Here is a 25522-nt window from a genome sequence, read left to right on the forward strand (position 1 = left end):
TCATGGGGAAAACGGATAACGCCAATGAAAGATCAAAAGCCGCCGTCAAGCAGGCCACCGGGCAAGCCGGGAGGGCTGAATTCCGAAATTCAATCCAGGATCGGACATCAGTTGCGCGCCATGTACGACGATGTCGTGCGTCAAGGCGTACCGGATCGCTTTGCCGATCTGATTCGTCAGCTTGATTCACAAGAGGCGGCTTCACAGATATCCGGAGAACCGACAAAAGATGGGAGGGACTAATGCCTCTCACTGATTCACTTCGCGACGATATTCTCGCCACCGTTCCGAGTCTGCGTGCGTTCGCTATTTCGCTGAGCGGCAATGCCGATCGCGCCGACGACCTCGTGCAGGAAACGCTGCTGCGTGCACTTGCGCATATCGACTCGTTCCAGCCGGGATCGAATCTTCCAGCTTGGCTGTTCACAATCCTGCGCAATCTGTTCCGCTCGGACTATCGCAAGCGGCGGCGTGAGGTTGAGGATGCCGATGGCAGCTATGCCAAGACGCTGAAGTCCCAGCCGGCTCAAAGTTCGCATCTGGAGTTCGAGGAGTTCAGGACGGCGCTCGACAAGCTTCCGCAGGATCAACGCGAGGCGCTTATTCTCGTCGGTGCATCCGGCTTCTCTTATGAAGATGCCGCAGCCATCTGCGGTTGCGCGGTCGGCACCATCAAGAGCCGCGTCAATCGCGCACGCTCGAAGCTGAGCGCCCTGCTCTACGTCGAGGGTGCGGAAGACTTCGGCCCGGACAACACCATTCGCGCCGTCATCGGCGGAGGCGGCGGCTAGGCCGTCACCTCAACAGACAGAAAAAGCGGCCACTTGAGGTGGCCGCTTTTTATTGTTTGCGATTCAGTTGAGGCCGCCAAAGGCCCAGATCAGGATCAGAACGGGAATAGGAATCCCGAGAAACCACAACAGCAGATATCGTCCCATCATACTTTCCTTTGCGTGACAGCGTTTGCTGCTTAATTCGTCGCGGGAAAGTTTGTTCCTCTGCCGGCCGGGTCAGCGCTTCTTCTTCACCGGCTTGGCGATGCGCTCGGTACGGTCCATTTCAGCCTCGTCCACCACCGTCGCCATCGGCGCCGTGAGTTCGTAGACGTAGCTCACATCCGTGAAGTAGCGCTTCGACGTACCGCCCAGCGCTTCCGGCGCAACCCGGTCCAGAAGTACCAGCCCGAATTCGCTGTCGGCGCGGCGCGTCGCCGCGCTGGTGTTGAATTCCTCCCAGCGAAAATTAAAGACCGGGTCGGGTTCGTCCGACACCGTCCAGCCGGCGACAATATGCGGATGCTTGCCGACCAGCGACAGGCCCTCATCCGCATGAGACGCCAGTTCAAAAAACAGCAGCGACAGGCTTTGCGCCGCGCGCGCGCTGACGGTGATGTCCGGCCCCGTAAGCGCAATGCGGTCCGCGTGGGGAATCGCGCGCGACTCGAACAGTCCCTTGAGTTTGACGCCCTGCCACTGGCTTTCACTGAGCAGTGACACGACATGCGACATGGCGTGAATGCGACCGATCAGGAGTTCGCGTGCAACGTCGATGTCGGCACCGTGACGCATCGTGCGGGTCACGATCGACTGAATTACGGCAAGGATATTCTTCACGCGATGATTGAGCTCATCGATGACAGCCGTGAGCCGCCGCTCGAAGTCGATGCGGGTCTGGATCTCCCGGCTGAGCCGGATGTTGTTGTAGGACACGTATCCAAACAGGCCGCAGAAAATCAGGGTCAGCGCTGCGCCGATCAGCATGACAATGCCTGCCAGCTCCTGGGCGCGCGTCGCTGCGTTCGTTTTCGCGTAATAGATCAGCGTCCAGTCCCGCGCGCCGAACGAAACGACCCGCAGCAAGGGCGGATTGTCGGCATCAAGTTGCAGCGGAACGGATTTGACGTTTCCTTCCGCATCGGCGATCAGATTATCCGAGGCATTTCGCGGATCACGCAGCGCCACCGAGAACAGCGACAGTTCGTCATTGGTGAGCATCAGCGGCGCCAGCCGATAGGATATGGTCAGAAAACCTGCAACGGTGGGGCTCGTATCCGCCCGCACCGGCGAGGCCAGCACGATGCCCATGGGGCCGCCGGTACGCAGCAGCACGAAGGGATCGGACGATACCGGCCTGTCCTCCTCCACCGCACGGTTGAACATCGGCGCGATCACCGGATGGTTGTTCAGCATGCGACCGACAAAGGTCTTGGTTTCATCGTTCTGCGGCTCGACATCCATCACGACAGTCGCCGGATCGGGTACCGCCTCCGGATTCAATGGCGTGTCGTTGAAGTTCCGGATTGTCGGGTTCGGAAAACCGGCGGCCTTCAGTTCGTTCTGGGCCCGGCCGAAATCGGCGCGCTGGATGCGAGCCACCCAGCTTGCGACAAGAAAATCGGTCTTGAAGGCATAGATCGACGACCGCAGCGGCTGCAATGCATTGGCCATATTGGTCGAGGGCGACCGGAACAGACCGACCGCAACCCGCGCCAGCAATTCGCGCTCGCTCAGACGTTCCTGAACCAGGCTGGCGTGGGTATCGACCGCGCGCGCAAGATCGCTCCGGCCGAGCGACAGTTCCTGATCGTAAACCTTCATGGCGACGAGACCGGAGAGGACCAGCCCGATGATCGCCATCAGTCCGATGATGAAACCGAGACGGAGCACGCAGTTACTCGAAAAGCGGGGATGAAAATGACCACCAACAACCAACGCGGCTTCGGTGGAAACGGTAATCGAATGCCGAACTGATAATCATGGGTGCTCTGATGCTGCCGGGTCGTTGGGCGCAATCCCGCCCGGCCTGAATGTCTCGCGAATGGATTAATGTAAGCGTCGCCAAGTGGTTCCCGGAGCGGGAAAATATACCTGTCGGCGCTTATGGTAAATCCGCCACCGCCCCGGTGAGTGACGCAAACAGTATTGGGCTAGCTCACGACCAGCGCCAGCCCAGTAACAACTGCGACGATTCCGAGCAGAATCGCGCCAAGAAAGATGCCGCTATAGTCTCTGCCAGGTGCTGTGAAAACGGACTGCTTCATACAGGGCTAACACACCGCCCGCGCAAGCGTTCCTGAAAATATCCATGCGTCAGGACTGTCCTGTGGGAAAACGGGTGTCCGGTTCCGGTTCAATTAACGTTCTCTGGAACCGCTGCCCGAAGACCGCCCTTCGCCTCAATAAAGCGGATGATGCGATCCAGCCCCTCGCTCTTTTTCAGATTTGTCATGACAAAGGGCCGCTCACCCCGCATGCGCTTCGCATCGGTGTCCATCTTCTCCAGCGATGCACCGACATGGGGCGCGAGGTCGATCTTGTTGATGACCAGCAGATCGGATCGCGTGATGCCGGGGCCGCCCTTGGACGGAATCTTGTCGCCTGCTGCAACGTCGATGACGTAAATGGTGAGATCGGCAAGTTCCGGCGAGAAGGTCGCCGCGAGATTGTCACCGCCGGATTCGATCAGCACCAGATCGAGATCCGGGAACTTGACCCGCATGTCGGCCACTGCCGCGAGATTCATCGACGCGTCTTCGCGGATCGCCGTATGCGGACAGCCGCCGGTCTCGACGCCCGCGATGCGATCCGGCGTCAGCGAACCTGAGCGGACCAAAAACTCCGCATCCCATTTGGTGTAGATGTCGTTGGTGATGGCCGCGATCTCATAGCGCTCGCGCATCGATTTGCAGAGCAGATCCATCAGGGCGGTCTTGCCCGATCCGACTGGTCCGCCGATACCGACGCGCAATGGTCCGTTCATGCTGGTGCTCATAGGGACATCTTTCTCAAGACCGGAACAGCCGGGTGTATTGCGTTTCATGGCGCATGCTGGCGAGATCGGCGCGGTACGTCGCGCTGCCGAGATCGTCCAGCGAACCCAGCAAGGATTTTTCCGCCGTCGCGGCGATCGCGCCTTCAAGCGCGGCGAGAACGTGCTGACTGTCGGTCTGCCCGAGAGGGATAAGACGCACGCCCGCCGAAATCCAGTTCGACGTCGCGGCGTGGAGAAACGCATGCAGGGTCGAGCTGAGCGAAATGCGGTGTCCCGCCGCGAGGACGCCCACGGCAACCGGATAGGTGATCGGGCCGGTCACGTGCGATGACAGCAGGTCCAGTGTATCGCAGTTCCAGGCCGAACGGGCGATCTCGACAAAGGCGCGGCCCTGCGCCGTTGTCTCCAGATGCCGCTCGCGCGACGGCGTGAACGCGGCGGCAAGTTCGGCAATCTCGCCCAGTGTGCGCCCCTCGCCCGCCTCGGCGGCGCGCCAGGCGTGGCACAGAAACAGGCCATCGCAGAATCCGGCTCCCTCCAGCAGCATCGCCGCGAGCCAATCCTGCAATGTCTGCCTGTCGGTGATATCACCGGCCTCAATCGCCCACTCGATACCGCTGGAATAGGAGAACGCCCCGACCGGAAATGACGGCGACAGCCATGTCATCAAACGGAAGAGCGCAGCCGATTCCTCCGCCTCAGAGGCGATGCCATCCCGACCGCGATCATGTGTGGTCATGAGCATGGGAGTGACCGTGGTGATGATCGTGGTCATGCTTGCCGTGACCCTGATCGTGATGTGCGTGATCGTGGTGACCATGATCATGATGGCCGTGGTCATGATGATCATGACCGTGCGACGCATGACCGCCGCCGGAATACGCCCCGCCTTCGGGATCGAACGGCGCTTCGATGGCGATGACGCGCGCGCCGAGGCCCCGCACCATATCCTCAATCACGTGATCGCGCCGGATGCGAAGCCCCTTGCCGACAATCTGTGTCGGCAGATGGCGATTGCCGAGATGCCACGCGACGCGGACCAGATGATGCGGATCGGTGCCGCGAATTTCCACCAGAGGCTCCGGCGCCGCCACCACCTCGACCAGCCGCCCGTCTTCCAGCACCAGCGCATCACCGCCGCGCAGCGCCACCGCTTCCTTCAGATCGAGCAGGAACTCCAGTCCGCGCGTGCCGGTCATCGCCATGCGGCGCCGGTGACGATCGTCGAAACCGAGGACCACCGTATCGGCGGCCTCGGCCCAACTGCCGGGCGGATGAACCTGCGTCGCGCGGATCATGATGTGAGCTTCTGCCCTTCGCCGCCGATAATGACCTCGATATTGGTCGGCGACGCCTTGAACGGGCCCGACAGCGCGCGCCACGCCTTCAAATGCGGCGTGAGGCGATGCGCTGCGAGATCGTCATGACTTTCCCACCGCTCCACGAACACGAACGTATCCGGATCGGACACGCTGCCGTGGAGATCATACGCGACGCAGCCCTTCTCCTTGCGCGTCTCGGCGATGCAGTCCTTCGCACCGGCGACATAGGCCGCGCGGTGCTCAGGCTTTACCTTTGTGGTCGCAACCACGTAGATCATCGGACTTCCACATTCGCGGGCGTGATGACTTCGATCTTCGGCGGCGCTGCGAGGCAATTCACGACCACGCGTCCGAATGTCTTCATGTGCTCGGCCTTGCGATGCGGCACCAGCGCCTCGGCATTTTCCCATTGCTCAACGAACACGAGCTTGGTTGGATCGGTCACGCTCTCATGCAGATCGTAAGCGATGTTTCCGGCTTCCTTGCGGGTCTCGGCGATGCAGGCTTTCGCCGCAGCGATCATGTCCGCACGCGTTTCAGGCTTGATGGTCAAAGTCGCAACAACGTAGATCAAGGGCATCCTCCCGGATTTTGCTATTTCAGGCCGGGGACCCTAGTACATGAAATAGCGCTGCGCCATGGGAAGCACCTCCGCGGGCGCGCAGGTCAGCAATTCGCCGTCGGCGCGCACCTCGTAAGTTTCGGGATCGACCTCGATATTCGGGGTCGCTCCGTTGTGAATCATGCTCTTCTTGGAGATGCGGTCGCGGGTGTTTGAAACAGCATACAGCTTCTTGTCGATGCCGAGCTTCCTGGCCAGCCCGCCCGTAATCGCCGCTTTCGAGGTGAAAACCACCGACGATGCGGTCAGCGACTTGCCGTAGGCGGCGAACATCGGCCGGTAATGCACCGGCTGCGGCGTCGGGATCGACGCGTTCGGATCGCCCATCGGCGCGGCAACGATCGAGCCGCCCTTGACGATGCAGTCCGGCTTCACCCCGAAGAACGCCGGCGACCACAGCACGAGATCGGCCATCTTGCCCTTCTCGACCGAACCGATCAGCTTCGACACGCCATGCGCGATCGCAGGGTTGATGGTGTATTTCGCGATGTAGCGCTTCACGCGGAAATTGTCGTTGTCCTTGCCCTTGTCCTCCGGCAGCGAACCGCGCTGCTTCTTCATCTTGTCGGCGGTCTGCCAGGTGCGGATGATCACTTCACCGAGGCGGCCCATCGCCTGACTGTCTGACGACAGCATCGACAGCGCGCCGAGGTCGTGAAGGATGTCCTCTGCCGCGATGGTTTCCTTGCGGATGCGGCTTTCAGCGAACGCCAGATCTTCCGCGATCGACGGATCGAGATGATGGCAGACCATCAGCATGTCGAGATGTTCGTCGATGGTGTTGCGCGTGAACGGCCGGGTCGGATTGGTCGACGACGGCAGAACGTTTTTCAGGCCGGCCACCCTGATGATATCCGGCGCATGGCCGCCGCCCGCGCCTTCGGTGTGAAAGGCGTGGATGGTGCGGCCCTTGAATGCCTTGATGGTGTCCTCAACGAACCCTGACTCGTTCAGCGTGTCGGAGTGCAGCATCACCTGAATATCGTAGTCGTCGGCGACCGAGAGGCAGTTGTCGATGGCGGCGGGCGTGGTGCCCCAGTCCTCGTGCAGTTTCAGCGCGCAGGCGCCCGCCTTGATCATCTCGACCAGAGCGGCGGGTCGTGAGGCGTTACCCTTACCTGAAATGCCGAGGTTGACCGGAAACGCGTCGAACGACTGGATCATCCGCGCCATATGCCACGGCCCCGGCGTGCAGGTGGTGGCAAAGGTGCCGTGCGACGGCCCCGTACCGCCACCCAGCATCGACGTCACGCCGCTCATCAGCGCGTGTTCGATCTGCTGCGGACAGATGAAATGGATGTGGCTGTCGAAACCGCCTGCGGTGAGAATCTTGCCTTCGCCCGCAATGATGTCGGTGCCGGGACCGATCACGATGGTGACGCCGGGCTGGATGTCCGGATTGCCCGCCTTGCCGATGGCGGAGATCATTCCATCCTTGATCGCGACGTCGGCCTTGACGATGCCCCAGTGGTCAACGATCAGCGCATTGGTGATGACGGTGTCGGCCGCGCCCTGCTTGTTGGTGATCTGGCTTTGGCCCATGCCGTCGCGGATCACCTTGCCGCCGCCGAATTTCACTTCCTCGCCGTAGACGGTGAAATCCTTCTCGACCTCGATGATGAGATCGGTGTCGGCGAGCCGAACCTTGTCGCCGGTGGTGGGGCCGAACATAGCGGCATAGACGGAGCGGGAAATTTTGGTGGCCATTAGCGTGCCCCTGCCTTGAAAATGATACCGCTCACAGCTTGCCCATCACGTCGCCGCGGAAACCGTAGATCGTACGCTTCCCCGCAAGCGCCACGAGATGGACCTCGCGGGTCTGACCCGGCTCGAAACGGACAGCGGTGCCCGCTGCAATATCGAGCCGCATGCCGCGCGCTTTCTTGCGGTCGAACTTCAGCGCCGGATTGGTCTCGAAGAAATGATAGTGCGAGCCGACCTGGATCGGCCTGTCGCCGGTGTTCGCCACGGTCAGCGTCACCGTCTTGCGGCCGGCATTGAGTTCGATATCGCCGTCCTTGATGAAGAGTTCACCGGGGATCATTTGGATTCCTCAACGAATGGGTTCGTGCACGGTCACCAGCTTCGTCCCGTCGGGGAACGTCGCTTCGACCTGAATGTCGTGAATCATCTCGGCGATGCCATCCATGCACTGCTCGCGGGTGATGACCTCCGCACCAGCCTTCATCAGGTCGGCGACGGTGCGGCCGTCGCGTGCGCCTTCAATGATGAAATCCGAGATGATCGCAATCGCTTCAGGATGATTGAGCTTCACGCCTCGTTCGAGGCGGCGCCGCGCGACGATGGCGGCCATGGAAACCAGGAGCTTGTCTTTTTCGCGAGGAGACAAATTCATGCGGGCAGTATCCGGTTTATCTGAATTCTAGTTAAGCCAGAGTCGCGGCAAGCCCGATGGGCTCACACGTTCCAGCACTTTCATCATATCGGCGCGAAGCCGCGCCGCATCCTGGGCGCAGAAACGCGCCATTGCAAATCCGTTCCACGCCGAAACGCCAACTTCCGCACCGAACGCATCGGACACCTCGCGAATATGCTCAACGACAGCCTCGTCGCCGGGCACGATCAGCGCCGTTCCGATGGCGATGCCACCGTTCGCGACCGCGCGACTTGCCAGCTTCCCCGCAATGTCACCGTCGAGCCGGATGGTTTCGGCGAAAGCGAGTCTGCCGCCGATCCGTAGCCGCCAGCGGTCGGTGAAGCTGCCGTGCGCCATGACCTCGCCCATGGCGGCGCGGCCAAACACAACGATTTCGCAGAGCAGAAGCGATGCGCTCTGTGACAGATCGATGTCGATCCGCCGCATCACACGCGCCTGATCGAACAGGATGGTTTCCTGCGGTAACCACGCCAGACGCGCATCATCGCCAGCGCGCAGCGCGATATTCACCTGCGCCTCTGGTCCATGGGAGCGGTAAATCTTTTCGGCGGCTGCGGTGGTCACGGTGAGATGTGCCCCGTCCCCGGCCGCGATGCCGATGTCGAAACGGTCGCCACCCGCGATGCCGCCCGCCGTGTTGACGAACACCGCCGACAGACCCTGCTGCTCCGGTGAGGGAAACCGCACGCGGAGCGAGCCTTCTTCATGCAACTGGCGGCGGCGCGTCGCGCCGTCCTTGAGATGCACGTCGAACTTCACCCTGCCGACCGCTCGGTTGGCAGCGAACATCTCCGCTTCTGAGGCACTTGTCCTGCTCTGCATCCGCCCCGGCCAGTTCAGGTCACGCGATCCCGCTTCACAGCGCCATCTGGCGGCTGATTTCGGCGGGATCGAGATTGCCGCGGTCGCAGGTGAACTTCACCGCGCCGCGGTCCATGACCGCGAAATTGTCGCCGAGCTCGCAGGCAAAGTCGAGATACTGTTCGACCAGAACGATCGCCATAGTGCCCAGGCTGCGCAGATAGGTAATGGCGCGGCCAATGTCTTTGATGATCGAGGGCTGGATGCCTTCAGTCGGCTCATCGAGCAAAAGCAGTTTCGGCCGCATCACCAGCGCACGGCCGATCGCGAGCTGCTGCTGCTGGCCGCCGGAAAGGTCGCCACCTCGCCGCCCCAGCATGGTGTTTAGAACCGGAAACAGCGAGAACACGTCGTTCGGAATGGTGCGGTCTTCACGCTTGAGTGGCCCAAAGCCGGTCTTGAGATTTTCTTCGACGGTCAGCAACGGAAAAATCTCGCGGCCCTGCGGCACGAAGCCGATGCCCTTACGTGCACGCTCATAGGGCTTCAGCGGGCCAAGATCCGCGCCATCGAAGGTGATCGAGCCGTCCCTGATCGGATACTGGCCGACCATGGCGCGCAGCAAACTGGTCTTGCCGACGCCGTTGCGACCGAGCACACAGGTCACCTTGCCGGGCTCGGCAGTCAGCGAGACGCCGCGCAAGGCCTGCGCCGCGCCGTAGTAGAGAGTGATGTCCTTTACGTCGAGCATGGCGGCATCGCCTCCGTCGATCTTCCCATTCTGGTTCCCTCCCCCCTTGCGGGGGAGGGACAGGGCGGGTGGTAAGCCGCGAAACCTGAGCGCCGTTTCACCCCTCTCCCCAACCCTCCCCCGCAAGGGGGGAGGGAGAAGTTTCGAGGTGCACGCAAATAATGTTGCGAAGCCTGAAACATCACCGCCCCAGATACACTTCGATGACGCGCTCGTTGTTCGAGACCTGATCCAGCGTGCCTTCCGCGAGAACCGAACCTTCATGCAGGCATGTGACGCGAACGCCCAGTTCGCGCACGAACGTCATGTCGTGTTCGACGACGACGACAGTCTTGTCCTTGTTGATCTCTTTGAGCAGTTCGGCGGTCTGGTGGGTCTCGACGTCCGTCATGCCCGCCACCGGCTCGTCGACCAGCAACAGTTTGGGGTCCTGCGCCAGCAGCATGCCGATCTCGAGCCATTGCTTCTGCCCATGAGACAACGCGCCCGCCAGGCGGTCGCGTGAATCCTTCAGGCGGATGGTCTCAAGCACGCGCTCGATCCGCTCGCTTTCATCCGGCGTCTCGCGCCAGAACAGCGTGCCACGCACCCGATGATCGACATTCAGCGCCAACAGCAGATTGTCCTCGATGGTCTGGCTTTCGAACACCGTCGGTTTCTGAAACTTGCGGCCGATGCCGAGTTCGGCGATCTGCGTCTCGTCGAGCCGCGTGAGATCGGTCTTGCCGTCGAACAGCACATCGCCCTCGTCCGGCTTGGTCTTGCCGGTGATGATGTCCATCATTGTGGTCTTGCCGGCGCCGTTGGGTCCGATGATGGCCCGCATCTCGCCCGGCGCAATGGTCAGCGACAGGTTGTTGATGGCGTGGAAGCCATCGAACGAGACGTGCACGCCGTCGAGGTAGAGCATGGCCGAGGTTGCGCGGGTGTCCATGACATTCATATGCCCTACTCCGCTAAACCAGGTTTGAGGCCGGGCTTGCTCACACCGTCTTCCGCCGCAGCGCTGGCCTCATCGGCAGCAAGCTGCTCACGGCGGCCCGCCCACCAATCCTTGACGGTGCCGACGATGCCTTTGGGCAGCAGCAGCGTGACCAGAATGAACAACGCACCGAGCATGAACAGCCAGTACGGCGCGAGGACGCCGGACGTGAACACCGTCTTCGCGTAGTTGACGACGATCGCGCCAAGCGCAGCGCCAGTCAGTGTGCCACGGCCGCCGACCGCCACCCAGATGACGGCTTCAATGGAGTTGCCCGGCGCGAATTCGCCGGGATTGATGATGCCGACCTGCGGCACATACAGCGCCCCCGCGACGCCCGCCATGCAGGCGGATAGGGTGAACACGAACAGTTTGTAGTTCTCGACACGGTAGCCGAGAAAGCGGGTGCGGGATTCCGCATCGCGGATCGCGATCAGCACCTTGCCGAGCTTGGATGTGACGACGGCACGGCAGATCAGGAACGCGAGAGCCAGCGCGATACAGGACAGGATGAACAGCACGGCGCGTGTTCCCTGCGCCTGCACATTGAAGCCGAGGATGTCCTTGAAATCGGTCAGGCCGTTGTTGCCACCGAAGCCGAAATCATTGCGGAAGAACGCCAGCAGCAGCGCGTAGGTCATCGCCTGGGTGATGATGGAGAGATACACGCCGGTGACGCGCGACCGGAACGCGAGCCAGCCGAAGCAGAACGCCAGCAGCCCCGGCACCAGCAGCACCATCAGCGCGGCGAACCAGAACATGTCGAACCCGTACCAGTACCACGGCAGCGCCTTGTAGTTCAGGAACACCATGAAGTCCGGCAGCACCGGATTGCCGTAGACGCCGCGTGAGCCGATCTGGCGCATCAGGTACATGCCCATCGCATACCCACCGAGCGCGAAGAACGCGCCATGGCCCAAAGACAGGATACCGCAATAGCCCCAGATCAGATCGATCGAGAGCGCGAGGATGGCGTAGCAGAGATACTTTCCGAACAGCGCCATCAGATAGGTCGGCACCTGAAACGGCGAGGACGCCGGCAACAACAGGTTCGACAGCGGCACGAAGATGCCGACGGCAGCGACGATCAGCAGGAAGATCGTCGCGCTTTTGTTGAGCGAGCGGGTGAGCAGATACGGCATCATGCTTCCACCGACCGGCCCTTGAGCGCGAACAGGCCGCGCGGCCGCTTCTGAATGAACAGAATGATGAGCACCAGAATGGCGATCTTGCCGAGCACCGCTCCCGCCACCGGCTCTAGGAACTTGTTGGCCATACCGAGGGTCAGTGCTCCGACCAGGGTGCCCCACAGATTTCCGACGCCGCCGAACACCACCACCATGAACGAGTCGATGATGTAGCTCTGACCGAGATTGGGACTGACGTTGTCGATCTGCGACAGCGCCACGCCCGCAATGCCGGCGATGCCCGAGCCGAGACCGAACGTCAGCGCATCGACGCGCGAGGTGGCGATGCCCATCGAGGCCGCCATGCGGCGGTTCTGCGTCACGGCGCGCATCTCAAGCCCGAGACTGGTGAAGCGCAGCATCCCGAGCAGAATGAAGAACACGGCGATAGTGAAGACCACAATCCAGAGCCGGTTGTAGGTGATCGTCATCTGGCCGATCTCGAACGCGCCGCTCATCCACGACGGATTGCCGACTTCGCGGTTGGTCGGACCGAACATGGTACGGACCGCCTGCTGGAGCACCAGCGACAGTCCCCATGTCGCGAGCAGTGTCTCCAGCGGGCGGCCGTAGAGGAAGCGGATGATGGTCCGCTCGATGACGACGCCAATGAGTCCCGCCACAAGGAAGGCGAGCGGCACGGCGATCAGCAGCGAGTAGTCGAACAGAGCGGGATAACTGGTGCGGATGACTTCCTGCACCATAAAGGTCACGTAAGCGCCGATCATCACCATCTCGCCATGCGCCATGTTGATGACGCCCATCACGCCGAATGTGATGGCGAGACCGATGGCGGCGAGCAGCAGTACCGAGCCGAGCGACAGGCCGTACCAGGCATTCTGCGCCGTCGCCCAGATCGCGAGCTTGCTCTGGATCGAACTGATGGCAGCGGCGGAGGTCCGCCCCAGCGCGGACGACGGATCGAACGACAAACCTGTCAGCAAAGCCAATGCTTCCTGATCGCCGCGATCGCGGATCACCGAGATCGCATCGAGCTTGTCGGCTTCGGAGGCCTTCGGATCGAACAGCACGATCGCGGCCTTGGCTTCGGCAAACGCCCGCTTCGCGCCGCTGTTGGTTTCCTTCTGCAATGCGCCTTCGATGACCGGCAGGAAAGCCGCGTCATGGGTCTTGAAAACGGATTGCGCCGCCTGAATGCGCTTCGCGGGGTCCGGCGACAGCAACGTCAGTCCGCCAAGCGCGGCGTCCACCGTGCGGCGCAGACGATTGTTGAGGCGTACCGCTACGGCGCCCGATGGCGCAGTCGCGGCTTCACCGGTTGCGGCGTCAGTGACCTTGCCGCTCTTGTCCTTGACGAAAACCTTCCTGCTCTGCGGATCGGCCAACAGGCGGCCGTCCTGAAGTGCGTCGATAATCGGGAACGCAAGCGGATTGCCGCTGGTCGCGAGCGCACCGATGGCGGCTTCGGTATCGGAAAATGAATCGTTGGCGAATTGCGCGACCGCGTCTTCAAAGGGACCGGCCAGCACCGGCATGCCCGAGACGATCATCAATATCAGCACAATAGCCGCCGCACGGCAGCGATGAAGAACTAAGGAAAACACCTGACAACCCCGGCAGAGGTGAGAGGAAGGCGGCGACTGCCGCCGCCTTCCGGTCGTTTCAGATCAGAGCGTGATGCGCCGCGGATGCATCACGCCGCGTAACGCTGCTCAGGAGCCCTGACCACCGCACTTGTTGGTCTTGGTGTTGAAGTTGCCGCACTTCTTGCCGACCCAGTCACCGATCAGGTCCTTGGAGCCCTCAAGCTCCTTCGACCAGGCGTCGCCGGCCACCAGGCCCGGGGTCTTCCACACCACATCGAACTGGCCGTCGGCTTTGATTTCGCCGATGAACACAGGCTTGGTGATGTGATGGTTCGGAAGCATTTCCGACACGCCGCCAGTGAGGTTCTTGGCTTTGGTGCCGGGAAGAGCGTCGATCACCTTGTCGGCGTCAACCGAACCGGCCTTCTCGACGGCCTTCACCCACATGTCGAAACCGATCACATGCGCTTCCATCGGATCGTTGGTCACGCGCTTCGGGTTCTTGGTGTAGGCCTGCCACGACTTGATGAAAGCCTCGTTCTCCGGCGTCTTGATCGACTGGAAGTAGTTCCAGGCGGCGAGATGGCCGAGCAGCGGCTTGGTGTCGATGCCGGCGAGTTCTTCTTCACCGACCGAGAACGCGACGACTGGAATATCGGTCGCCTTGATGCCCTGGTTGCCGAGTTCCTTGTAGAACGGAACGTTGGCGTCGCCGTTGATGGTCGAAACCACCGCCGTCTTCTTGCCAGCCGAACCGAACTTCTTGATGTCGGCCACGATCGTCTGCCAGTCCGAATGACCGAACGGCGTGTAGTTGATCATGATGTCTTCAGCCTTGACGCCCTTCGACTTCAGGTAGGCTTCAAGGATCTTGTTGGTGGTACGCGGATAGACGTAGTCGGTGCCGGCCAGAACCCAGCGCTGCACCTTCTCTTCCTTGGCGAGATAGTCCACCGCAGGGATCGCCTGCTGGTTCGGCGCTGCACCCGTGTAGAACACGTTGCGCTCGCTCTCCTCACCCTCGTACTGCACCGGGTAGAACAGGATCGAGTTCAGTTCCTTGAACACCGGCAGCACGGACTTGCGCGACACCGACGTCCAGCAGCCGAACACCACGGACACCTTGTCCTTGGTGATCAGTTCGCGGGCCTTTTCCGCGAACAGCGGCCAGTTGGACGCCGGATCGACAACGACGGCCTCAAGCTTCTTGCCGAGAACGCCGCCCTTCTTGTTCTGCTCATCGATCAGGAAAAGCACCGTATCCTTCAGCGTGGTTTCGCTGATGGCCATTGTTCCGGAAAGCGAATGAAGGACGCCGACCTTGATGGTCTCCTGCGCCTTGGCCGCGCCGACCGTGGCGAGACCCAAAAAAAGACCTGCAGTTGCGGCCAGCCATTTACGGCGGCTGAACGGTGCAACTGCGACGCTGCTGAAATGCGTAGTCATGCGATGTCATCTCCCTGACGCAGACGTGAAACGCTGTGCGACGGCCTTCGGCCGCCGGCGTTAAGGGAATCGCAAGAACTATGCCATGGGACAGATTTGCCTAACATTTTGATTTTACAGGTCTAAATTCGGTTTCGGATCCACCCGGATGTCGCCTGCCCGTTTTTCAACCAGTTAAACTGACCTCCCTTTCGGCATTTGCATAAAAAATAATCAAAAATTCTGCGTTGTCTACAATTCAAGCAGAAAGCGGCCCGACAGGTCCGCCCCTACGAAGTTTCCAGGCTCATGCTGCCGCCCTCCGGTCGTTTTCACCTTGAAAGCGCCGTGTTCCTGTTCCATATGAGCGCTACGACCTTGAGAATCATCGGGTCCTTGCGAGCCGCGTGTACTGATCCCGTTTACGGTTTCTGGCTTGCCCCTTCAGCTAACCAAAACCGACGCCCCAGACACGCGGGTGTCTCCGACACCCGCCCGCACCCGGCATCCGCTGGGCGCGCGCTGCGACTCATAGAAAGATACCCTTTTGACCTCCTTTCAGGATTTCGGCCTCGCCGATCCCATCTCGCGTGCACTTAAAGAAGAAAATTACGTCACGCCGACCCCCATTCAGGCTCAAACCATTCCCATCGCGATCACCGGACGCGACGTCATCGGCATCGCGCAAACCGGCACCGGCAAGACCGCGTCGTTCGCGCTTCCGATCCTGCATCGCCTGCTGGAAAACCGTATCAAGCCGCAGCCCAAGACCTGCCGCGTGCTGGTGCTGAGCCCGACCCGCGAACTCTCCGGCCAGATTCTCGAAAGCTTCAACGCCTACGGCCGGCACATCAAGCTGACCTCGGCGCTGGCGATCGGCGGCGTCCCGATGGGCCGCCAGGTCCGCTCCGTCATGCCCGGCATCGATGTCATGGTGGCGACACCCGGACGTCTGCTCGACATGGTACAGGGCAACGCCCTGAAACTCGGACAGGTCGAGTTTCTGGTCCTCGACGAAGCCGACCGCATGCTCGACATGGGTTTCATCAACGACATCCGCAAAATCGTCGCCAAGCTTCCGACGAAGCGTCAGACGCTGTTCTTCTCGGCGACCATGCCGAAAGACATCGCCGATCTCGCCGATCAGATGCTGAACAATCCAGCGCGTGTCGCTGTGACGCCGGTGTCTTCCACCGTCGAGCGCATCACGCAGAAGGTCCTCCAGGTCGATCATTCCGCGAAGCCCGCCATTCTGGCGCAGATCCTCAAGACCGAGCAGGTCAACCGCGCGCTGGTGTTCACCCGCACCAAGCACGGCGCCGACAAGGTCGTGAAAGGCCTCGTAAAAGCGGGGATTCCTGCTGAAGCCATCCACGGCAACAAGTCGCAGAACCACCGCGAGCGCGTGCTGGCGGCATTCCGCACCGGCGACATCCGCACGCTGGTCGCAACCGATATCGCAGCGCGCGGCATCGACGTCGACGGTATCAGCCATGTCATCAACTTCGACCTGACCAACGTGCCGGAAACCTACGTTCACCGCATCGGCCGCACCGCGCGCGCCGGCGCTGACGGCACTGCGATTTCGCTGGTGGCGGCCGGTGAGGAGCTTGGCTATCTGCGCGACATCGAAAGGCTGATCAAGGTCAACCTGCCGAAGGAAGATCGCCGCACGCCGGGACAGCAACAGCGTCCGGCCGCAGCCGCGCCCGCGCAGCATCACCGTCCGGCACGGTCAGGTGGTCACAGCCACAACGGACATAGCCCGCGTGCGAACGATGGCGCCCCCGGATCGAAGGGTCCGCGCCGCCGCCGTCGTCCGGGTGGAGCCGCCCCAGCGCAGGCAAACCGTTTCGAAGGCAATCGCCACGAACAGTCCCGGCCGTCACAAGCCGGCAAGAGCGAGGGTATTCAGGGCGTCGCCTTCTTGCATCGTGAAAGCCGTCCGGCGCAAAATCAGCCCAATCGGAATCAGCGCCCGCAGCGGTCCTGAACCGGACCCGCGGACAGAATTAGCGAACTTGATTAGAAGGACTTGGAGACCCCTATGGCCAAAGAAGAGTTGATCCAGTTCGAAGGACTGGTGACCGAAATTCTTCCCGACGCACGCTATCGCGTCCAGCTCGATGCCGGACATGAGATCGTGGCCTACACCGCCGGGAAGATGAAGAAGAACCGCATCAAGACGCTGGCAGGCGACCGGGTGACCATCGAAATGTCACCTTACGATCTCGAGAAGGGCCGCCTGATTTTCCGGCACAAGGACGAGCGTCCCGGAGGCGCCGGCGGCCCACCCCGCGGCACCCCGCCACGCGGACAGTTTCGGCGCAGATAAGCGGGTTTCTCCGCATCATACGGATCGCGCATGGCACGCGTCATGCGCGATCTCCTGCATCTGGAGCACGCTGGACGGGCATCAAAAATCCGCACCCGTCAGGATTGTTTCGGGGCCCATTTTCACGTAATATTGAGATATCGATCTTCGGCCGGACGACATAGCTATCCACCGGTACAGCCGGTTTAGACGCTGACGACCTCATCCAAATTTCGATCTCACCAGCCCATTTAGACGTGGGCTTTGACTATATCTATCTTGAGAAGGACTACCTGCGTGAGCATGGGAACAGTGAAGTGGTTCAACGCGACTAAGGGTTACGGTTTCATTCAGCCTGACGATGGCGGAAACGACGTGTTCGTTCACATCAGCGCCGTCGAGCGCGCTGGTCTGGGAACGCTGCGTGAGGGCCAGAAGATCAGCTACGAAATCGTTGCCGATCGCCGTTCGGGCAAGTCGTCGGCCGACAATCTCCGCGCCGCCGGCTAACTGGAATTTCTGCGGCTCACGCTGCGGGAGTTTCGGATAACGAGAACCAGAGCATCGAAAGGCCGTGCCGTTCGCACGGCCTTTTTGTTTTACATTGTTGGAAGGCGTTTGCGGTCAGCTTGTATAGGTGACGGTGTCGGACTGGCGCGGCCGGGTGTAGCAGTTCTCGGACAGCGGCACGTTGGTCTTGATGATGTATCCGGTGATCGGCGTGAAGGTGTAGGTCACCTCGCTCCAGATCAACTGCGTGTTCGCGACAAGAAGATCGGCCGGGATCGTTGTGATGACTGTATCCTTGGCATAGCCGGTCGTGACCGTGACAGAGCTGGGGCCGCTGACAGCGCCGGAGTAACTCCAGACCACCTTCGCCTTCTTCGATGCATCGATGCTGACCGCTGAGATTCTCTGGGTCATCGTCGCCGGCGTGACGGCATACGGCGTCATGATGGCGCTGCCCATCTTGAAGAAGTTCGAGATGTCCGTGGACGATACTTTCGTGCCCTGCGAGACAAGGTCGGACAACGTGCGCGCGGTCAGCGTCACCTTGCGATCGATGGCGACGCCGCTTGAAACGTCGATCATTCCGAACAGCAGCGCCAGCATCAGCGGCACAATAAAGACGAATTCGACCGCAGCTACGCCGCGCTTGTCCTTGCCGAACCGGAGTACGAGCTGCCGGCTGCTGCGGACATATTTGAAAAGCGAAATCAGCTTCATGATCGTTCGTCCATCAAGGTTCGACGCGGAACGCAGCGGTCGCTGCCAGGAGGCGTTTGCTGTTGGACGTGTTGCGTCCGATATTCGCGATGTTGTAGCCGAGCCCGGTCACGAACATCGGCCACTGATAAAAGGAGCGTACGACGACAGTTGCCGGGCTGCCGGCGGGCGCCGTCTGATAGGTGAAGTTGTTGACGAAATTCCCCGATCCATCGATCGGATCGACGATGTTGACTGTCGCACCCTCGGCGTATGACTTCACATCGACGTAAACGTCGGAGCAGGTGAACATCACGCTGACGCGGTTGCAGAGATCCTGCTTGAACTGGGCCTGTGTCATGCCGGCATCCTGCGCCTGGTGCGTCAACATCAGGCGCGCCGTATCCTGCGTGCCTGTCTCCAGGATCTGCGCAGCGAAAAACACCAGCGCCGTCTCCATGACTGCGAACAGCAACACGAAGAAGATCGGCGCGACGAACGCGAACTCGACGGCGGCCGAGGCTCGCCGGTCGCGGCGAAACCGGCGCAGTGCCTTGTTGATTGCGTTCATGGATGTCGCGGGCGGGCGCATCGGGCTATCCTCGGCATGCAGCGGGAAATAACTACCGCCGAGAATAGACGACAGAGATTGTTGAATGCTTGCGCCCGATCAGAACAACATGCGGCGCGGAGTTAACCGGTTGTTAACGAATCAGCCGGTGCCCGGTCTCAGGGCCGCGCACCGGCGGTGGTGGCCTGGTTGTTCAGGACGTTGGTCTGGCCGAGAGCGGTCTCGAAGTAAGACCGTCCGTCGCCGAGGGTCACACGCCGCTGGCAGTCGGGCGTGCAACTGTAAGACTCACGCTCCAGGCCGCGGTAGACAGTAACCATCTTGTCCGCGGGGCCTTCAACCTGGATGGAACGGCTGGCCAGAACCTCACCGGCGCGATCCATGGCGATCATGTTGGTTGAGCCGTAACCCTTGCCGGTGACAACCACCATCCCGCCGGGTTGAACGTTAACGTCTGCGATCAGGGGGTTTCCGACCACGATGGTCGCAACCTTCTCCGGCAGTTTCACCACCTTTGCCTGATCGACGAAGACCGCAACGGATTCATCGCCGGTTCCGGCGAACGTCGCGATCGGACACATCAGGAAACCGGCAACGAGAAAGCGCAGCGCTACGGCTTTATGCGCGTAACGGCGCGAGACATTGATCGACATACTTTACTCCGGGGCGTGTACAAGCCGGCAAAAGCGATACGCAGCGGTGCCGGCGCCCGACATGGCAAATCTGACGTTAATTGATGAATGAACTGCAAACAGCGCATGAGTGAAGATCGCGTGCCTTTACCGCACCAGGCACTTAACAACGGGAAACCACCGCAATTTGCCCAGTGCCGTTAAACCGGCATTTACCGTCAGCAAGAAGAGGCGGATACCTCAGGCTTTCGACAATCGAATTAACTGCGCTGCAATTCCTGCTGCGTAGGTTGACGCCATGGTCACGGTGGTTTCCGCCCCCGCAACGGCCAGAGTTCTACAGCCACGTGTACAAATGGAGTTATAGATGACCAAGCTCGTTGCTCGCTTCGTCAAGGACGAATCCGGCGCCACCGCGATTGAGTATGGCCTGATTGCTGCGGGCATTGCGCTCGCAATCATCGCCGCCGTGAACGGCCTCGGCACCACCCTGAACACGAAGTTCACCAACATCAACGCCTCGATCAAGTAATTGATCGCGTCGCGATGAAGAAAAGGCTTCGGGAAACCGAAGCCTTTTTTGTGCCCGGATCATTCCGACGGAAGCTCAGTAAAGCGTATGAAGCCGTCTCCCGCCGAGAAACGCACTAATTTCGGGCACTTCTTCATGTCGCTTTCCCGCGATGAGCCGACCCGGCTGGTTTGTGGGGCCCTGGTCCTTGCCTTGTTCGCGGTCCTGTTCCGGATCGCCAGCATCTGGCCCGGCGCGTTTTAATATTGTTCATTTCTGCCGGCTAGCCTGCGGTGTCGCTCAATCGGACTGAGTGGAGCGGATTTGAAATTCGCATCCCATCCGGCCGCGAGTTCGCGATGCGAATGTTAGAATCGGACCACCAGTTCCCGCGGCTCAATCTGTCAGACCCGGCAAACCCATGATCCTTGATCTCGCGCGCGTCTTCCTGTTTCCCGCATTGATGGCCTTCGCTGCGGCAAGCGATCTCTTCACAATGACGATCCCCAACCGGATATCGCTGCTGCTGGTGGCGGGCTTCTTTGTTCTGGCCGGTTTCAGCGGCATGCCTCTGTCCGAGATCGGCATGCATGTGGCGGCGGGCCTGACAGTGCTGGTCATCGCCTTCGCCTGCTTCGCTTTCGGCTGGATGGGGGGCGGCGACGCCAAGGTCGCAGCCGCAGCCGGGCTCTGGTTCGGGTTTCCGCCGCTTGCCAGCTATCTGGTCTATGCCTCCCTGTTCGGCGGCGCGCTGACGCTCCTGATGCTTCAGTTCCGGCAATGGCCGCTGCCGTACTCGCTCATTTCGCAGGAATGGCTGCAACGGCTCCACCGCAAGGACAGCGGCATCCCGTACGGCATCGCCCTCGCCCTCGGCGCGCTGATGATCTATCCCGAGACCGATTGGATGAAAGCCGTCGACCTCACCCGCTTCATCGGCCACTGAACCTTCACCGTTCAGACTCGGCAAATCCGTTTCCCACACAACATGCTGGTGACACTTGCGGACTTGAGAGCCGCAGCACGTCGGCAACGTCTCATTAACGCGATTTAGATACGCCTCATTAACCATGCTTTGACGTTTAGCTGGTCAAATCCGACCACAGCGACAGGTCCGTCGCGGCGTGATGTGGAAAGTGAAAGCGTATGAATACCGCGCGGATTGTCGTCCTGGCCATTGCTGTCTGCGCCGGCGGCGCTGCTGCATATCTTGCAAGCGGCTCCGATCCGAAGCCGGTCGCAGCGCCAACGACAATGGACACCACCGACGTTCTGGTTGCCCGCATCGACATTCCGCTCGGTCAGACCGTCACGCCTGACGATATCGCATGGCAGGGCTGGCCTTCCGCGACGGCAAGCTCCAGCTTCATCCGCCGCAACGACCAGCCCGAGGCAATGACCCAGATCGTGGGATCGATTGCACGTTCGCCGTTCCTTGCGGGCGAACCGATCCGCGAAACCAAGCTCGTCAAGGGCAACGGCTCCGGCTTCATGGCGGCCATCCTGCCGAGCGGCATGCGCGCGATTTCAACGGAAATTTCGCCGGAAACCGGCGCCGGGGGCTTTATCCTGCCCAACGACAAGGTCGACGTCATTCTCACCAAGCGCGAGAGAGTCGCCAGCCGCAGTGGCACAAACGACGTCATCAACTCTGAAATCATCCTGAGCAACATCCGCGTTCTCGCCATCGACCAGACAGTCGGAGAAAAGGACGGACAGAAGGTCGTGGTCGGCAAGACCACCACCCTCGAGTTGAAACCCGATCAGGCCGAAACGCTGGCGCGTGCGCGCCAGGCGGGCACCTTGTCGCTCGCACTGCGCAGCCTGGTCGACGCCAACCGCAACGACATCAACATCGACGACGGCACCAAGAGCGACAGCGTCAATGTCGTTCGCTACGGCGTCACCACGACAATGACGACACGGAAGTGATCGAGAGGACGGATACGATGAGGCGAGAGGGAGATCAGGCACCTGTACGGACCTTTATGGTGCGTGCCCTGTCGTTTGCCGCGGTTTCCGCGCTGACGCTGAATCCGGCCCTGTCGCCGGTGATCGCGAGCGACTACCGCACGCCGGCAGCCGCGGCTGTCGCGTCGAATGGCGGCCAGTTGAATGCGCGGTTCCTGCCCCTCGGCATCGGAAAGTCCGTCGTCATCGACCTGCCGCGCGATATCAAGGACGTTCTGGTTGCGGACCCCAAGATCGCCAACGCCGTGGTCCGATCGGCGCAGCGCGCCTACATCATCGGCGCCGCCGTCGGTCAGACCAACATCGTTTTCTTCGACACGTCGGGTCAGCAGATTGCCGCTTACGATATCGCGGTGACGCGCGATCTCAACGGTGTCCGCGCCGCACTGAAACAATCGTTCCCGCTGTCCGATATCCGGATTGAAGGCGTCGGCGACGGCGTCGTGCTGTCGGGTTCGGCAGCCAGCCCTGTCGAGGCGCAGCAGGCGCAGGAAATGGCGGCACGTCTGGCCGGCGGCCCGGACAAGGTTGTGAACAGCATCGCGGTTCGCGGGCGCGATCAGGTGATGCTGAAAGTTACCGTGGCTGAAGTTCAGCGCGACATCATCAAGCAGTTGGGCGTCGATCTCAGCGCCACGATGAACTACGGCACCGCGGTCGTGAACTTCAACAACACCAATCCGTTCACCGCATACGGCCGCCCGCTGGTCGCCGGCAACAGTCTGGTTGGCGCGGCCGGTTCGGCGACAAATCTGCTTGGACAGCGCGTTCCGGCGGTCACCGCGACGCTGCGCGCGATGGAAAGCGCCGGCGTCGTCCGCACGCTGGCGGAACCGAACCTCACCGCGATTTCCGGCGAATCCGCGACCTTTGTCGCGGGCGGCGAATTCCCGCTTCCCAAGGGTTATACCTGCGACCCAGTCTCGCGGGCCTGTACCACTCAGATCGATTTCAAGAAGTTCGGTATTACCCTGAACTTCACGCCGATCGTGCTGTCCGAAGGCCGGATCAGCCTGCGCGTGCTGACCGAAGTCTCCGAACTGTCGCCCGACAACTCGATTACACTCGATCAGTCGGGAAACACCCTGACCATTCCGTCGGTCAAAACCCGCCGCGCCGAAACCACGCTTGAAATTCCGTCGGGCGGCTCGATGGCGATGGCCGGCCTGATCCAGGAACAGACCAAGCAATCCATCAACGGTCTGCCCGGACTGGCGCAGTTGCCGGTGCTCGGAACGCTGTTCCGCAGCCGCGACTACGTCAACCGCAACACCGAACTGATGGTGCTGGTGACGCCATTCGTGGTTCGCGCGGTCGCGCAGAAGGATCTGTCGCGTCCTGACGACGGCTTCGCCGACGCTGCGGACCCGCAGTCGGACCTTCTTGGCAACATCAACCGCATCTACGGCGTTCCCGGACGCGCGGAGCCCGGCCGCAAGTATCGCGGCACTTACGGCTTCATCACCGACTGAGATGGGACAAGGACAGTAACGATGACGATGCGAGTACCCAATCTCAAGCGCAGCCTGCGCGTCGCGGTCGCCCTTCTCGGGGCGTCTGCCGCGTTGGGAGCCTGCACGCACACCGATCAGGATACGCCGACAAGCAGCATCCCGAACGATTACCGCCAGCGCCATCCCATCGTGGTTCAGGAAGCGAACCGCACGACCGAAGTCTTCGTCGGCACCGGCCGCGGCGGCCTCACGGCTGCGCAGCGCTCGGATATTGCCGGTGTCGCCGAAACCTGGCTACGCGAAGGCACCGGCGGCATCATCATCGATATGCCGGCGAATACGCCGAACGCACGCGTGGCGAACGATTCCTTGCGTGAGATCCAGGGCATCCTGGCCGCCGCCGGTGTGCCGCCGCGCGGCATCACCGTCAGGAGTTATCGTCCGACCGATCCCCGGCAGTTTGCGACCATCCGCGTCAACTATCCGCGGATCGTCGCGGATGCCGGTCCGTGCGGCGTTTGGCCGGAAGACCTCGGCCCTTCCATCAAGAACAAGAGCTATTACGAAAACCGGCCGTACTACAATCTGGGCTGCGCAAGTCAGCGCAATCTTGCGGCGATGGTCGACAATCCGTCCGATCTCGTCCAGCCGCGCGCCGAAACGCCGGCCTATACACCTCGCCGCAACGTCGCCTTCGACAAGTACCGCAAGGGCAACACGACGACGACCGCATATCCTGAAGCCGAGAAGGCCAAACTGAGCGAAGTAGGCAAATGATTAGTTACGCGCGCCAGGATCAGGAGGACGGGGCGGCCTCGACCGCCGCCGAGGAGCATATCGCGCCAGCGCCGCGCGTGTCCGTCCAGGCTTTCTGCGAAACTGTTGAAACAGCGGCAGCCGTACAGGCTGCCGGCGAAGACCGGCGGCTGGACAAGGCTCATCTCAAGATTCAGATGGGCGGCATGGCGGCTGCCATCGAGGCGTACCGCACCGCGCCGACCCCCAACGTAATCCTGCTCGAGACCGAGGGCCGCAACGACATCCTTTCGGGCCTCGATCAACTTGCAACGGTTTGCGACGCCGGTACGCGGGTGATCGTGATCGGCAAAGTCAACGACGTCGTTCTCTACCGTGAACTCGTGCGCCGCGGCATCAGCGACTATGTCATCGCGCCGGTTGCGCCCCTCGACGTCGTGCGCTCGATCTGCGGCCTGTTTTCGGTACCGGAAGCCAAGGCCGTCGGACGGATCATTGCTGTGGTCGGCGCCAAGGGCGGCGTGGGCGCATCCACCGTGGCGCATAACGTTGCGTGGGCGATCGCACGCGATCTGGCGCTGGATTCGGTGGTCGCCGATCTCGATCTGGCCTTCGGCACCGCGGGCCTCGATTACAATCAGGATCCTCCGCAGGGTATTGCCGACGCCGTGTTCTCTCCCGACCGCATCGACACGGCTTTTGTGGACCGGCTGCTCTCCAAGTGCACCGACCATCTCAGCCTGCTCGCCGCGCCTGCCACCCTCGACCGGGTGTACGATTTCGGGGCGGACGCGTTCGATTCGATCTTCGATACGCTGCGCACGACGATGCCCTGCATCGTTCTCGACGTTCCGCACCAGTGGTCCGGATGGACCAAGCGCGCGCTGGTCGGCGCCGACGATATCCTGATCGTCGCGACCCCCGATCTCGCCAATCTGCGCAACACCAAGAACATGTTCGATACGTTGAAGGCCGCGCGGCCCAACGACAGGGCGCCGCTGTACTGCATCAATCAGGCCGGCGTTCCCAAGCGGCCCGAGATCAACACCAGCGAATTCGCGAAGGCCATCGAAAGCCCGCCGATCGTGACCATTCCGTTTGAGCCGCAAATCTTCGGTGCGGCTGCGAACAATGGACAGATGATCGCGGAAATCGCCGCCAATCACCGCACATCCGAGATGTTCTTGCAGATCGCGCAGCGCCTGACCGGCCGTGGCGAAGCCAAGAAGCCGCGCAATTCGTTTCTGGCACCTCTGCTCGGAAAGCTCCGGGCCAAATAGACTTTCGCGTGGAGTACCGTC

Annotated in this window: 29 protein-coding genes; 11 read left to right on the forward strand and 18 right to left on the reverse strand. The window is 61.3% G+C overall.

The genetic code is table 11. The annotated features are described in order from the left end of the window. Positions 1-24: 24 nt before the first annotated feature. Together ACP7AL_RS14900 and ACP7AL_RS14905 are read left to right on the forward strand one after the other, a co-directional pair. Positions 25-243, forward strand: a complete 219-nt coding sequence (locus ACP7AL_RS14900) for a NepR family anti-sigma factor (protein ID WP_081710749.1) — start codon at positions 25-27, stop codon at positions 241-243. Then, positions 243-791: a sigma-70 family RNA polymerase sigma factor gene (locus tag ACP7AL_RS14905; protein WP_111835330.1), complete on the forward strand. Its 549-nt coding sequence runs from the start codon at positions 243-245 to the stop codon at positions 789-791. Before ACP7AL_RS14900 ends, ACP7AL_RS14905 begins: the two co-directional genes overlap by 1 nt. A gap of 219 nt (positions 792-1010) precedes the next feature. Here ACP7AL_RS14905 and ACP7AL_RS14910 read toward each other — a convergent pair whose 3' ends face one another. From ACP7AL_RS14910 to urtA, 15 genes are all read right to left on the reverse strand, one after another. Continuing rightward, a complete protein-coding gene (locus ACP7AL_RS14910; protein WP_425992441.1) occupies positions 1011-2666 on the reverse strand; it encodes a CHASE domain-containing protein in 1656 nt (551 codons plus the stop codon). A 463-nt stretch (positions 2667-3129) separates the two neighbouring features. After that, positions 3130-3771: an urease accessory protein UreG gene (gene ureG / locus ACP7AL_RS14915; RefSeq protein ID WP_024919595.1), complete on the reverse strand. Its 642-nt coding sequence runs from the start codon at positions 3769-3771 to the stop codon at positions 3130-3132. Positions 3772-3784: 13 nt separating this feature from the next. Further along, the gene (locus tag ACP7AL_RS14920) at positions 3785-4546 is read right to left on the reverse strand and encodes an urease accessory protein UreF (RefSeq protein WP_425992977.1); all 762 of its coding nucleotides are present in this window, start codon (positions 4544-4546) and stop codon (positions 3785-3787) included. Further along, positions 4497-5069 (reverse strand): urease accessory protein UreE, encoded by a 573-nt coding sequence (locus ACP7AL_RS14925; RefSeq protein ID WP_425992443.1) that lies wholly within the window; start codon positions 5067-5069, stop codon positions 4497-4499. Before ACP7AL_RS14925 ends, ACP7AL_RS14920 begins: the two co-directional genes overlap by 50 nt. Further along, entirely contained in the window at positions 5066-5371 is a 306-nt protein-coding gene (locus ACP7AL_RS14930) for a putative quinol monooxygenase (RefSeq protein WP_425992445.1), read from the reverse strand. Before ACP7AL_RS14930 ends, ACP7AL_RS14925 begins: the two co-directional genes overlap by 4 nt. Next, a complete protein-coding gene (locus ACP7AL_RS14935) occupies positions 5368-5667 on the reverse strand; it encodes a putative quinol monooxygenase (RefSeq protein ID WP_006022719.1) in 300 nt (99 codons plus the stop codon). The genes ACP7AL_RS14930 and ACP7AL_RS14935 overlap by 4 nt, the downstream gene beginning before the upstream one ends. A 39-nt stretch (positions 5668-5706) precedes the next feature. Beyond that, positions 5707-7422, reverse strand: a complete 1716-nt coding sequence (gene ureC, locus ACP7AL_RS14940; protein WP_425992448.1) for an urease subunit alpha — start codon at positions 7420-7422, stop codon at positions 5707-5709. A gap of 31 nt (positions 7423-7453) precedes the next feature. Then, positions 7454-7759: an urease subunit beta gene (locus tag ACP7AL_RS14945; RefSeq protein ID WP_002714443.1), complete on the reverse strand. Its 306-nt coding sequence runs from the start codon at positions 7757-7759 to the stop codon at positions 7454-7456. Positions 7760-7768: 9 nt separating this feature from the next. Then, on the reverse strand, positions 7769-8071 hold the full coding sequence (locus tag ACP7AL_RS14950; RefSeq protein ID WP_002714442.1) for an urease subunit gamma: 303 nt from the start codon (positions 8069-8071) through the stop codon (positions 7769-7771). Positions 8072-8098: 27 nt separating this feature from the next. Next, positions 8099-8935 (reverse strand): urease accessory protein UreD, encoded by an 837-nt coding sequence (locus tag ACP7AL_RS14955; protein WP_425992451.1) that lies wholly within the window; start codon positions 8933-8935, stop codon positions 8099-8101. 34 nt (positions 8936-8969) lie between these two features. Further along, on the reverse strand, positions 8970-9665 hold the full coding sequence (urtE, locus tag ACP7AL_RS14960; RefSeq protein WP_425992453.1) for an urea ABC transporter ATP-binding subunit UrtE: 696 nt from the start codon (positions 9663-9665) through the stop codon (positions 8970-8972). Positions 9666-9846: 181 nt separating this feature from the next. Then, entirely contained in the window at positions 9847-10608 is a 762-nt protein-coding gene (urtD, locus tag ACP7AL_RS14965; protein ID WP_425992455.1) for an urea ABC transporter ATP-binding protein UrtD, read from the reverse strand. A gap of 5 nt (positions 10609-10613) precedes the next feature. Beyond that, positions 10614-11792, reverse strand: coding sequence for an urea ABC transporter permease subunit UrtC (urtC, locus tag ACP7AL_RS14970; protein WP_425992457.1), 1179 nt, complete (start codon positions 11790-11792; stop codon positions 10614-10616). Beyond that, positions 11789-13345 carry an urea ABC transporter permease subunit UrtB gene (urtB, locus tag ACP7AL_RS14975; RefSeq protein WP_425992979.1) on the reverse strand — a complete coding sequence of 519 codons (1557 nt, stop codon included), beginning with the start codon at positions 13343-13345 and terminating at the stop codon, positions 11789-11791. The genes urtC and urtB overlap by 4 nt, the downstream gene beginning before the upstream one ends. A gap of 162 nt (positions 13346-13507) precedes the next feature. Continuing rightward, positions 13508-14827, reverse strand: coding sequence for an urea ABC transporter substrate-binding protein (gene urtA / locus ACP7AL_RS14980; RefSeq protein WP_425992459.1), 1320 nt, complete (start codon positions 14825-14827; stop codon positions 13508-13510). A 526-nt stretch (positions 14828-15353) separates the two neighbouring features. Here urtA and ACP7AL_RS14985 point away from each other — a divergent pair. The 3 genes from ACP7AL_RS14985 to ACP7AL_RS14995 all read left to right on the forward strand — a co-directional run bounded on the left by ACP7AL_RS14985 (position 15354) and on the right by ACP7AL_RS14995 (position 17630). Next, positions 15354-16799 carry a DEAD/DEAH box helicase gene (locus ACP7AL_RS14985; RefSeq protein WP_425992461.1) on the forward strand — a complete coding sequence of 482 codons (1446 nt, stop codon included), beginning with the start codon at positions 15354-15356 and terminating at the stop codon, positions 16797-16799. A 54-nt stretch (positions 16800-16853) separates the two neighbouring features. Next, a complete protein-coding gene (gene infA / locus ACP7AL_RS14990; RefSeq protein WP_006022729.1) occupies positions 16854-17141 on the forward strand; it encodes a translation initiation factor IF-1 in 288 nt (95 codons plus the stop codon). A 276-nt stretch (positions 17142-17417) separates the two neighbouring features. Then, positions 17418-17630: a cold-shock protein gene (locus ACP7AL_RS14995; protein ID WP_002714433.1), complete on the forward strand. Its 213-nt coding sequence runs from the start codon at positions 17418-17420 to the stop codon at positions 17628-17630. A 114-nt stretch (positions 17631-17744) separates the two neighbouring features. On the opposite strand, the gene ACP7AL_RS15000 is transcribed toward ACP7AL_RS14995, so the two are convergent. The 3 genes from ACP7AL_RS15000 to ACP7AL_RS15010 form a co-directional block, all read right to left on the reverse strand. Then, complete coding sequence (locus ACP7AL_RS15000) at positions 17745-18347, reverse strand: TadE/TadG family type IV pilus assembly protein (RefSeq protein WP_425992464.1); 603 nt, start codon at positions 18345-18347, stop codon at positions 17745-17747. A gap of 13 nt (positions 18348-18360) precedes the next feature. After that, positions 18361-18918 carry a TadE/TadG family type IV pilus assembly protein gene (locus tag ACP7AL_RS15005; protein ID WP_425992466.1) on the reverse strand — a complete coding sequence of 186 codons (558 nt, stop codon included), beginning with the start codon at positions 18916-18918 and terminating at the stop codon, positions 18361-18363. A gap of 137 nt (positions 18919-19055) precedes the next feature. Continuing rightward, positions 19056-19550, reverse strand: a complete 495-nt coding sequence (locus ACP7AL_RS15010) for a pilus assembly protein N-terminal domain-containing protein (RefSeq protein ID WP_425992468.1) — start codon at positions 19548-19550, stop codon at positions 19056-19058. 346 nt (positions 19551-19896) lie between these two features. On the opposite strand from ACP7AL_RS15010, the gene ACP7AL_RS15015 reads away from it, so the two are divergent. The 6 genes from ACP7AL_RS15015 to ACP7AL_RS15040 all read left to right on the forward strand — a co-directional run bounded on the left by ACP7AL_RS15015 (position 19897) and on the right by ACP7AL_RS15040 (position 25501). After that, positions 19897-20061, forward strand: coding sequence for a Flp family type IVb pilin (locus ACP7AL_RS15015; RefSeq protein ID WP_006022733.1), 165 nt, complete (start codon positions 19897-19899; stop codon positions 20059-20061). Between the two features lie 400 nt (positions 20062-20461). Further along, positions 20462-20986: an A24 family peptidase gene (locus ACP7AL_RS15020; RefSeq protein ID WP_425992470.1), complete on the forward strand. Its 525-nt coding sequence runs from the start codon at positions 20462-20464 to the stop codon at positions 20984-20986. Positions 20987-21186: 200 nt separating this feature from the next. After that, positions 21187-21972, forward strand: coding sequence for a Flp pilus assembly protein CpaB (cpaB, locus tag ACP7AL_RS15025; protein WP_425992472.1), 786 nt, complete (start codon positions 21187-21189; stop codon positions 21970-21972). Positions 21973-22028: 56 nt separating this feature from the next. After that, positions 22029-23483: a type II and III secretion system protein family protein gene (locus ACP7AL_RS15030; RefSeq protein ID WP_034459863.1), complete on the forward strand. Its 1455-nt coding sequence runs from the start codon at positions 22029-22031 to the stop codon at positions 23481-23483. A 21-nt stretch (positions 23484-23504) separates the two neighbouring features. After that, positions 23505-24242, forward strand: coding sequence for a CpaD family pilus assembly protein (locus ACP7AL_RS15035; RefSeq protein ID WP_425992475.1), 738 nt, complete (start codon positions 23505-23507; stop codon positions 24240-24242). Further along, positions 24239-25501: an AAA family ATPase gene (locus tag ACP7AL_RS15040; RefSeq protein ID WP_006022738.1), complete on the forward strand. Its 1263-nt coding sequence runs from the start codon at positions 24239-24241 to the stop codon at positions 25499-25501. Before ACP7AL_RS15035 ends, ACP7AL_RS15040 begins: the two co-directional genes overlap by 4 nt. The last annotated feature ends 21 nt before the right edge of the window (positions 25502-25522 follow it).

Origin of the sequence: Afipia sp. DC4300-2b1, from assembly GCF_049895725.1 — a bacterium.
Lineage (GTDB): Bacteria > Pseudomonadota > Alphaproteobacteria > Rhizobiales > Xanthobacteraceae > Afipia > Afipia broomeae.

Excerpts from the sequence above, each read along its gene's own strand:
- urtE (WP_425992453.1), bottom strand. The coding sequence starts at position 9,665 with ATGCTCGACGTAAAGGACATCACTCTCTACTACGGCGCGGCGCAGGCC.
- ureG (WP_024919595.1), bottom strand. The coding sequence starts at position 3,771 with ATGAGCACCAGCATGAACGGACCATTGCGCGTCGGTATCGGCGGACCA.
- cpaB (WP_425992472.1), top strand. The coding sequence starts at position 21,187 with ATGAATACCGCGCGGATTGTCGTCCTGGCCATTGCTGTCTGCGCCGGC.
- ACP7AL_RS14925 (WP_425992443.1), bottom strand. The coding sequence starts at position 5,069 with ATGATCCGCGCGACGCAGGTTCATCCGCCCGGCAGTTGGGCCGAGGCC.
- ACP7AL_RS14905 (WP_111835330.1), top strand. The coding sequence starts at position 243 with ATGCCTCTCACTGATTCACTTCGCGACGATATTCTCGCCACCGTTCCG.
- ACP7AL_RS15000 (WP_425992464.1), bottom strand. The coding sequence starts at position 18,347 with ATGAAGCTGATTTCGCTTTTCAAATATGTCCGCAGCAGCCGGCAGCTC.
- infA (WP_006022729.1), top strand. The coding sequence starts at position 16,854 with ATGGCCAAAGAAGAGTTGATCCAGTTCGAAGGACTGGTGACCGAAATT.
- ACP7AL_RS14900 (WP_081710749.1), top strand. The coding sequence starts at position 25 with ATGAAAGATCAAAAGCCGCCGTCAAGCAGGCCACCGGGCAAGCCGGGA.
- ACP7AL_RS15015 (WP_006022733.1), top strand. The coding sequence starts at position 19,897 with ATGACCAAGCTCGTTGCTCGCTTCGTCAAGGACGAATCCGGCGCCACC.
- ACP7AL_RS14955 (WP_425992451.1), bottom strand. The coding sequence starts at position 8,935 with ATGCAGAGCAGGACAAGTGCCTCAGAAGCGGAGATGTTCGCTGCCAAC.
- urtC (WP_425992457.1), bottom strand. The coding sequence starts at position 11,792 with ATGATGCCGTATCTGCTCACCCGCTCGCTCAACAAAAGCGCGACGATC.
- ACP7AL_RS15020 (WP_425992470.1), top strand. The coding sequence starts at position 20,462 with ATGATCCTTGATCTCGCGCGCGTCTTCCTGTTTCCCGCATTGATGGCC.
- ACP7AL_RS14930 (WP_425992445.1), bottom strand. The coding sequence starts at position 5,371 with ATGATCTACGTGGTTGCGACCACAAAGGTAAAGCCTGAGCACCGCGCG.
- ACP7AL_RS14920 (WP_425992977.1), bottom strand. The coding sequence starts at position 4,546 with ATGACCACGATCATCACCACGGTCACTCCCATGCTCATGACCACACAT.
- ACP7AL_RS15040 (WP_006022738.1), top strand. The coding sequence starts at position 24,239 with ATGATTAGTTACGCGCGCCAGGATCAGGAGGACGGGGCGGCCTCGACC.
- ACP7AL_RS14950 (WP_002714442.1), bottom strand. The coding sequence starts at position 8,071 with ATGAATTTGTCTCCTCGCGAAAAAGACAAGCTCCTGGTTTCCATGGCC.
- ACP7AL_RS15035 (WP_425992475.1), top strand. The coding sequence starts at position 23,505 with ATGACGATGCGAGTACCCAATCTCAAGCGCAGCCTGCGCGTCGCGGTC.
- ACP7AL_RS14945 (WP_002714443.1), bottom strand. The coding sequence starts at position 7,759 with ATGATCCCCGGTGAACTCTTCATCAAGGACGGCGATATCGAACTCAAT.
- ureC (WP_425992448.1), bottom strand. The coding sequence starts at position 7,422 with ATGGCCACCAAAATTTCCCGCTCCGTCTATGCCGCTATGTTCGGCCCC.
- urtA (WP_425992459.1), bottom strand. The coding sequence starts at position 14,827 with ATGACTACGCATTTCAGCAGCGTCGCAGTTGCACCGTTCAGCCGCCGT.
- ACP7AL_RS15005 (WP_425992466.1), bottom strand. The coding sequence starts at position 18,918 with ATGCGCCCGCCCGCGACATCCATGAACGCAATCAACAAGGCACTGCGC.
- ACP7AL_RS15030 (WP_034459863.1), top strand. The coding sequence starts at position 22,029 with ATGGTGCGTGCCCTGTCGTTTGCCGCGGTTTCCGCGCTGACGCTGAAT.
- urtD (WP_425992455.1), bottom strand. The coding sequence starts at position 10,608 with ATGAATGTCATGGACACCCGCGCAACCTCGGCCATGCTCTACCTCGAC.
- ACP7AL_RS15010 (WP_425992468.1), bottom strand. The coding sequence starts at position 19,550 with ATGTCGATCAATGTCTCGCGCCGTTACGCGCATAAAGCCGTAGCGCTG.
- urtB (WP_425992979.1), bottom strand. The coding sequence starts at position 13,345 with ATGATCGTCTCGGGCATGCCGGTGCTGGCCGGTCCCTTTGAAGACGCG.